Raw genomic sequence first — 8,450 nt, forward strand, 5'->3', positions numbered from 1 at the left:
AACGCCAATATGCCGAAACCATGCGCCAGGAAGCGGAACGGCTGGATCGTGCCGTTTCGGCCTTCCAGATCGACTGACGGCTGCAGGGGCAGCACGCGCCATGGCGGCCTGGACAAAGGCGTTCACGGAGGCATGCCGGCCATCGCGAGCTTATGGACACCGATATGACGCTCACCTGCACGCTGGGCGCTAGCCACTACCACTTTGCCGACCTGAAGGACCTGCTGGCCAAGGCCAGCCCGCCTCGCTCCGGCGACTATCTGGCCGGTCTTGCCGCGCTGAGTGCCGAGCAACGCATGGCGGCCCGCCATGTGCTGGCCGACCTGCCGCTGCAGCGCTTTCTGGACGAGGCGCTGATTCCGTATGAATGCGATGAAATCAGCCGCCTGATCATCGACAGCCACGACGCTGCAGCCTTTGCGCCACTGGCAGGCCTGAGCGTCGGGCAATTCCGCGAATGGCTGCTGCAAGACAGCACCGATAGCGCCCGGCTCGCTGCAGTGGCGGGTGGCATCACGCCGGAAATGGCGGCGGCCGTCAGCAAGCTGATGCGCAATCAGGACCTCATGCTGGTCGCGAAAAAGTGCCAGGTCATCACGCATTTTCGCAACACTCTTGGCCTGCCTGGCCGTCTGGCGGTGCGGCTGCAGCCTAACCACCCAACGGACGATCCACGCGGCATTGCCGCCTCGATACTCGATGGCCTGATGTATGGCGTGGGCGATGCAGTGATCGGCATCAATCCGGCATCGGACAGCGTGCCGGCCATGCTCGGCCTGTGGCAGATGCTCGACGGGCTGATCAGCCAGTTCGCCATTCCCACCCAATCGTGCGTACTCACCCATGTCAGCAACCAGATCCGCGCCATCGAGGCCGGTGCGCCGCTTGACCTGGTATTTCAGTCCATCGCCGGCACCGAGGCAGCCAATGCCGGCTTCGGCATCAACCTGGCCTTGCTGGATGAGGGCCATGCCGCCGCCCGCTCGCTCGGGCGCGGCACCGTCGGCGACAATCTGATGTATTTCGAAACCGGCCAGGGCAGCGCGCTCAGCGCCAATGCCCACCACGGGGTGGACCAGCAGACCTGCGAGGCTCGCGCCTATGCCGTCGCCCGCCGCTACCGGCCCTTGCTGGTCAATACGGTGGTGGGTTTTATCGGCCCCGAATACCTGTTCGATGGCAAGCAGATCAGCCGCGCCGCGCTGGAGGACCACTTCTGCGGCAAATTGCTCGGCCTGCCCATGGGTTGCGATATCTGCTACACCAACCACGCCGAGGCCGATCAGGACGATATGGACAATCTGCTGGTATTGCTGGGCGCCGCCGGGGTCAACTTCATCATGGGTGTGCCGGGAGCCGATGACATCATGCTCAACTACCAGAGCACCTCGTTCCATGACCAGCTATTCATCCGCCAATTGCTCGGGTTGCCGCGTGCACCGGAATTCGAAGCCTGGCTGACCCGTATGGGCCTGTGCGATGAAGCGGGCCAGCTCCTGCCGGCGCGCAGCAACCACCCCCTGCTGCAGCACTTCAACCGCCAGGTGGCGCCATGAGCGATCAGCTTGCCCCGCCCGACCCCTGGCAGCATCTGGCTGCGCTGACCCAGGCGCGCATCGGCCTTGGCCGCGCCGGCCCTGCCCTGCCTACCCGCGAAGTGCTGGCCTTCGGCCTGGCCCATGCCCGCGCCCGCGATGCGGTACACAGCCCGCATGACACCGCCACGCTCGCTACCCGGCTGGCAAGCCTTGGCCTGCCCATCGTGCACATTGCCAGCCGCGCCGCCGATCGCCGCTGCTATCTGCAGCGCCCCGACCTTGGCCGACGGCTCGACGATGCCAGCGTCGCACAGCTGCAAGCGGCCAGCGCAGCCAATGGTGCTGCAGGCTGCGATATTGCCATCGTCCTCGCCGATGGCCTGTCTGCCCTGGCTTGCCAGCGGCAAGGGCCGCCGCTGCTGCATGCCCTGCTGCCGCTGCTGCATGGCTTCCAGCTCGCCCCCTTGCTGATCGCCAGCCAGGCGCGCGTCGCCCTGGCAGACGAAGCCGGCGCCCTGCTCGGCGCCCGCCTTGCCATCATCCTGCTTGGCGAACGTCCGGGGCTATCCTCGCCCGACAGTCTTGGCGCCTACCTGACCTATGCCCCACAAATCGGGCGGCGTGATGCCGAACGCAATTGCGTATCGAATATCCGCCCGGAAGGGCTGACGCCCACAGCAGCAGCAGCCAGACTGGCCTGGCTGATACGGCAGGCGCTGCAGCGCCAGTTGAGCGGCGTGCAGCTCAAAGACGAGAGTGATGAGGTAGTGCTGAACGCGCCAAGCGCTGCATAACTGGCGATACACTGTCTGCCATGGTGTTGCGGCCCTGCTTGCCCAAGCCCGCCGCCGCTTGCCCCCTCCCTGGCTTGATACGCCCCAGCCCGCTTCCTGGCACCTCTTGCCGGCCAGGCCAGCCACGCGCAGCAACGAAAATGAAATATCGTTGCTCTACGCTCGCCCGGATATTCAGGCAATCAAATTAAAATAGATAATATATTTTCCGCACAGCAAAAACACAGCATATCTCGCAGCTAAAAAGCAGCAAACAACACCCATTTAACTTTGACACACCACACAAACCATGTAAGACTGACGAAAGCTCATGAAAAAAATATTCAAGCAAGCCAAAATAATACATCCACTAATATTGCCTTGATCTACAGACGTCATACGTCGTACTGCGCCTTTCGCACCTAGCCGCTTCAGTAGCGGCATACACCATGCTGCAATATAAAATCAGCCTGACTGCATGGCCACATGACAGACAGATCAATTAGCAAGGCCAGAAAATCCAATCAGCACCGATAACACTATCGAACACCGAATCGCCACATATACACCCAAAAGCCGGCGACCATTTCAGTAATTGAATACGCCGGAAATAATATCAACATACAAGGGCCAAGCCATATGGCAGGAACACGCAATGTGAATCAAAACAGGCAGCAGATGGCAACAAGTGGCTCGACCGGTATTGCACTGGTTCTGCAAGGCGGCGGCGCGCTTGGCGCCTATCAGGCCGGTGTATATGAGGCCCTGTCGCACAGCCGCTATATGCCGGACTGGGTGGCGGGCGTTTCCATCGGTGCGATCAATGCCGCCATCATTGCCGGCAATCCGCCGGAGCGACGTGTCGCCCGTTTGCAGGAATTCTGGCACCGGGTTTCCTCGCACCTGCTGGCAAGCGCACCGGGCGACGGCCATGGCCGCATGTACTTCAACTGGGCCAGCGCCACCCTGGCCGCCACGTTTGGCGTACCGGGCTTTTATCGGCCGCGCCAGTCCTATGAGCTGCTCGGTTGGCCCAATGCACCACGCGCAAACAGTATCTACGACACCCAGCCGTTGCGCGCCACCCTAGAAGAACTGATCGATTTCGACCTGATCAACCAACGCAAGGTCCGGCTCAGCGTCGGTGCCGTTGAAGTGGAAAGCGGCAACTCGGTGTATTTCGACAATCATGCCGAAGAGATCCGGCCCGAGCACATTATCGCCAGCGGTGCGCTGCCACCAGCATTTGCGCCGGTGGAGATCAATGGTCGCCACTACTGGGATGGCGGCATTGTCTCGAACACGCCGCTGCAATATGTGCTCGATCACCGCGCCGACGCACCGGGCCTCGTGCTGCAAGTCGACCTGTTCAATGCGCACGGCCCCTTGCCTACCGACCTTGGCACGACCTTGGTACGGCACAAGGACATCATGTACTCGAGCCGTACCCGCTTCAATACCGACACGATACGCCAGCATGCCAATATGCAGCAGGCGGTCGGCCAGCTCCTCGCCGCCTTGCCCGAGTCACTGCGCAACCATCCGGCCGCCAGAAAGCTGCAGGCGTTTCATCAGCCACGCGAGATCAGCATCGTTCACCTGATCTACCGCCCACCCGATCATCATCTGGACTCGAAGGACTACGAGTTCTCCCGTGCTTCGGTGGAAGAGCGCTGGGCTGCCGGCGCTCACGATGTGCAGCTGTGTATCGATCATCCCGACTGGCTGCGCCGTAGTGCCAGCTCCGACGCCGTCATCACCTATGACCTGACCAACCCAGTGACCGATCACGCCATTGTTGGAGCCAATCCGCATGAAAATTGAAGATGTACGTCGCAATGCCTTTGCCATGCCATTGAACAGCCCGGCGTTCCCGCCCGGCCCATATCGCTTTACTGATCGCGAATACATGATCATTACCTACCGTACTGATCCGGAAATCTTGCGCAAGCTGGTGCCGGAACCGCTGGAAATCGTCGAGCCGGTAGTGAAATACGAATTCATCCGTATGCCCAACTCCACCGGCTTTGGCGATTACACCGAAAGCGGACAGGTGATTCCGGTCAGCTTCAAAGGGCAGCGCGGCGGCTATGTGCATGCCATGTTTCTTGATGACCACCCGCCGATCGCCGGCGGACGCGAGCTTTGGGGTTTCCCGAAAAAAGCCGGCCGCCCCAGCATGAGCGTCGAGCGTGAGACTTTGCTCGGCACCCTGGACTTCGGACCAGTACGCATTGCCACCGGCACCATGGGCTACAAATATCAGCCCATCGATCCGCAACAGATACTCGACTCGCTCGCCGCACCCAACTTTTTGCTGAAAATCATTCCACATGTCGATGGCAGTGCGCGCATCTGCGAGCTGGTGCGCTACCACACCACCGATGTCACCCTCAAAGGCGCCTGGTCCGCCCCCGGCGCCTTGCAGCTGACGCCACACGCGCTGGCGCCCATCGCCGAACTACCGGTGCTGGAGGTGTTGTCCGCTACCCACTACATCTGCGACCTGACCTTGGGCCTGGGCGAAGTGGTGTACGACTACCTGGGCTAAATCTGCCGGGGCAACCCCTACCCCAGCCCTGCCTCATCTTGTTTGAAAACCGGAGAAAACATGCGTTTAGAAAACCAAGTTGCATTCATTACCGGCGCCGCCAGCGGCATTGGCCGAGCCATTGCCGATCGCTTTGCCCGTGAAGGCGCCAAGATCGTGGTAGCCGACCTCAATCAAGCCACCGCCGACAAGGCCGCCGCCGAAATCGAAGCCGCTGGCGGCAAGGCGATGGGTATTGCCGTCGATGTCAGCAATGAAGAACAGGTCGAAGCTGCCGTTGCCGCAGCTGTCGACCGCTTCGGCACGGTAGATATCCTGATCAGCAATGCCGGCATCCAGATCGTGAAGCCGGTAGACGAATTCAGCTTTGCCGACTGGAAGAAGATGCTGGCCGTTCACCTCGATGGCGCCTTCCTGACCACCCGAGCCTGCCTCAAGCCGATGTATGCACAGAATCGCGGCTGCATCATCTATATGGGTTCGGTGCACTCGCACGAAGCCTCGAAACTGAAGGCGCCCTATGTCACCGCCAAGCACGGCCTGATGGGCTTGTGCAAAGTGGTGGCCAAGGAAGGCGCTGCCCATAATGTGCGCGCCAATGTCGTCTGCCCCGGCTATGTATTGACGCCGCTGGTCGAGAAGCAGATTCCCGAGCAGGCCAAGACCCTGGGTATTTCGGAAGAAGCGGTGGTACGCGATGTGATGCTGCGCGAGACGGTAGACGGCCAGTTCACCACCGAGGCTGATATCGCCGAAGTGGCCCTGCTGTTCGCCTCATTCGACAGCAATGCACTGACTGGCCAATCGCTGATTGCCAGCCATGGCTGGTTTATGAACTAAGGTCGCTGCCGGTGCCAACGCGCACTGCGCGATGGCGCGGTGAAACACGGCCAGCATCGGGCTTCAACCACCCACGCTGCTGGCCAGCCGCAGACAGGCAGCACAGACAGATGCCCTGCGGATGTTGACCGCCCTGCCCGCCGACGCGTCAACGATATTTGCGCACCAGACCAACCAGCACACCGAAAATCTCCAGCTCGCCCTGCGGCCGGATGACCGGATAAGCCGGATTGGCCGGCTGCAAGATGAATTTCCCGGCTTCGCGTGCCAAGGTCTTCAAGGTGAATTCATTGTCGACGATCGCCACCACGATATCGCCAGGGTCGGCGTGGGAGCGGCGCTCGATCACCGCCAGGTCGCCGCTGTGGATGCCGGCGTCGATCATCGAATCGCCCTTGACCGGGATCATCAGGGTGCGAGACGGGTTCTCTACCAGATAGTGATCGATGGCAAAGCTGTCACTGCCCAGGTCGCGCGCAGCCACCGGCATGCCGGCAGGCACTGGCTGGCTCGATAGCGAACGCTCGAAGAAGCGCTCGGTCGGCACCCAGTCGCCATCGGCAGTGCGGGTGAGAAACTGCTGCAACTGCAGGCGGGTGAGCAGCTTGGATACCGCCGACTTGCTGGCAAAGCCGAGCAAGGTCATCAGACGCGCATAGGACGGCAAGCAGCGGTTATCGGCGTAGTAGTCCTGCAGGCGACTCAGGTAGTCGAAGTCTTTGTCAAAATCACTCATATCCATTTCCGTGCAGGAAGATTGCCGATACTTTAGGGAACGGACGTTCTCTTGGCAAGCTGAGGGTAGGCATTCGCGGCGTCCGCACCCGGAAACGCCGGAGTTGTCGCGCGCGCCTTACACCTTGCGCTGAACGGTGTCGGACAGGCGCAGCGGCACTCCGATGTCCTGCCACTCGCTGGCTTCCTGAAGCAGGGCGGTATGAGTCAGCGGGTTATTCGCCAGCCACTCATCCGGCGCATTGAGTGCAAAGCCGCCGTGATCGGCAGCCAGCGTCAAGGGGGCCGGCGCCTGTTCCGAACGACTGCGACAACACAGCACGGCAAGGCGCAAGGCCAATACCTTCGCCCATTTTGCCTGGGGCAGCGCACCGATCTTTTTCAGGCCACCACGATGGGCAAGCACCAGCAAGGCCAGTCTCGCCTGCTCGTGGCTGGAAAAGCCCGGCATATCGGCATACTGCAGGATATAGGCGGAGTGCTTGTGGTAACTCGCATGCGAAATCGACAAGCCGATTTCATGCAGGCGCGCCGCCCATAGCAAGTGCTGCAATTCCTCATCAACTGGTAAGGCCATGCTGGCGCACAGCTGGCGATAAAACGCCTCGGCCAGGGCGGCGACACGGGCCTGCTGCGGCATGTCCACGTGATAGCGCCGTTTGAACTGCTCCACCGTCACATCGCGCAAATCGCGATCTTGCTGGCGGCCGATCAGGTCATACAGCACGCCATCGCGCAAGGCGCCCAGGGTAATGTTCATCTGCTCTACCCCCAGCTCGGCAAACACCGCTGCCATGATGGCGAAGCCGCCTGGCAGCACCGGGCGCCGATCGGCACGCAGGCCATTGAGCTGCAAGGCATCGATATGCCCTGCCTTGAGCATGGCGGTACGCAGTTTTTCCATGCCGTCCAGCGAGATCCCGCCCGACGACAGATCATTGAGCTCCATGATGTCGCTCAAGGAACGGGCAGTGCCCGAGGTACCGATGGCCAGCTGCCAGTGTTCGCGCCCAAAGTCACGCGAGATGGATTGCAATTCGGCGCGCGCAGCCAGTTCGGCATCACGCAAGGCCTGCCTAGTCAGCTTGCCACCAGGAAAGTACTTGAGGCTGAAGCTGACGCAGCCCATCAGCAGGCTTTCGGTACGCAAGGGCTTGTATTGCTGGCCGATGATGAATTCGGTGCTACCGCCACCAATGTCCACTACCAGACGCCGTTCCTTACCGGAGGGCAAGGAATGGGCCGCCCCGATATAGATCAAACGCGCTTCTTCGCGCCCAGCGATCACTTCGATCGGAAAACCCAGCGCCGCCTCGGCGCGGGGCAGGAAGTCATGGGCATTCTTGGCCACCCGCAGCGTATTGGTGGCCACGGCGCGCACCTGCTCAGGCCCCATGCCGCGCAGGCGCTCGCCAAAGCGCGCCAGGGCCTGCAAGGCGCGCTCCTGCCCCTTCTCGTCCAAGCGCTCTGCGCTATCGAGCGCAGCGGCGAAACGTACCGTGTCTTTCAAACCATCGAGCGGGTAGATCTGGTCGTCCACCACCCGCGCCACCTGCAGACGGAAACTGTTGGAACCAAGATCGACAGCGGCAATGGTGTGGGGTGCAGACATGAATGGACTCGATACAGACGCAATGGGCGCGATTGTGTGAAGCAGCGCAACAAATGACAAGCCCCTCGGCGTGCGAGGGGCTGGACCGCTTTGGTGAAACTCAGGCCGTCTTTTGCTCGATCACATCGAGCGAGCTATGGCGGACATCGATACCCTTGACCAGATAGACCACGTACTCGGCGATATTCTTGGCGTGATCGCCCACCCGCTCGATCGCCTTGGCGATTTCGATGATTTCCAGCGACAGCGAGATAGTGCGCGGGTCTTCCATCATGAAGGTAATCAACTGGCGCTGGATGGCCTTGAATTCATCATCGAGCTTGAGGTCTTCACGTGCCACCACCGCAGCCACCGAGGCATCCAGCCGGGCAAAGCCATCAAGCGCCGTGCGCAACATGCCC

General features: G+C 61.1%; 8 protein-coding genes. 5 read left to right on the forward strand and 3 right to left on the reverse strand.

The features are described from left to right. Positions 1-164 precede the first annotated feature (164 nt). From ACE3OH_RS15865 to ACE3OH_RS15885, 5 genes are all read left to right on the forward strand, one after another. Positions 165-1,556, forward strand: coding sequence for an ethanolamine ammonia-lyase subunit EutB (locus ACE3OH_RS15865; RefSeq protein WP_374355047.1), 1,392 nt, complete (start codon positions 165-167; stop codon positions 1,554-1,556). Next, a complete protein-coding gene (gene eutC, locus ACE3OH_RS15870; RefSeq protein WP_374355050.1) occupies positions 1,553-2,332 on the forward strand; it encodes an ethanolamine ammonia-lyase subunit EutC in 780 nt (259 codons plus the stop codon). Before ACE3OH_RS15865 ends, eutC begins: the two co-directional genes overlap by 4 nt. A 636-nt stretch (positions 2,333-2,968) precedes the next feature. After that, the gene (locus tag ACE3OH_RS15875; protein ID WP_374355053.1) at positions 2,969-4,135 is read left to right on the forward strand and encodes a patatin-like phospholipase family protein; all 1,167 of its coding nucleotides are present in this window, start codon (positions 2,969-2,971) and stop codon (positions 4,133-4,135) included. Further along, entirely contained in the window at positions 4,125-4,862 is a 738-nt protein-coding gene (locus ACE3OH_RS15880) for an acetoacetate decarboxylase (RefSeq protein ID WP_374355056.1), read from the forward strand. The genes ACE3OH_RS15875 and ACE3OH_RS15880 overlap by 11 nt, the downstream gene beginning before the upstream one ends. Positions 4,863-4,922: 60 nt before the next feature. Next, a complete protein-coding gene (locus ACE3OH_RS15885) occupies positions 4,923-5,702 on the forward strand; it encodes a 3-hydroxybutyrate dehydrogenase (protein ID WP_374355060.1) in 780 nt (259 codons plus the stop codon). 148 nt (positions 5,703-5,850) lie between these two features. Here ACE3OH_RS15885 and ACE3OH_RS15890 read toward each other — a convergent pair whose 3' ends face one another. From ACE3OH_RS15890 to ACE3OH_RS15900, 3 genes are all read right to left on the reverse strand, one after another. Beyond that, on the reverse strand, positions 5,851-6,438 hold the full coding sequence (locus ACE3OH_RS15890) for a LexA family protein (protein WP_374355063.1): 588 nt from the start codon (positions 6,436-6,438) through the stop codon (positions 5,851-5,853). Between the two features lie 117 nt (positions 6,439-6,555). Next, positions 6,556-8,049 carry an exopolyphosphatase gene (gene ppx, locus ACE3OH_RS15895; RefSeq protein WP_374355066.1) on the reverse strand — a complete coding sequence of 498 codons (1,494 nt, stop codon included), beginning with the start codon at positions 8,047-8,049 and terminating at the stop codon, positions 6,556-6,558. Between the two features lie 100 nt (positions 8,050-8,149). Then, a partial coding sequence (locus ACE3OH_RS15900) for a PhoU domain-containing protein (protein ID WP_374355071.1) occupies positions 8,150-8,450 on the reverse strand: 301 nt, incomplete at its 5' end.

Origin of the sequence: Chitinimonas sp. (assembly GCF_041904975.1) — a bacterium.
In the GTDB taxonomy this organism is placed as follows: domain Bacteria; phylum Pseudomonadota; class Gammaproteobacteria; order Burkholderiales; family Chitinimonadaceae; genus Chitinimonas.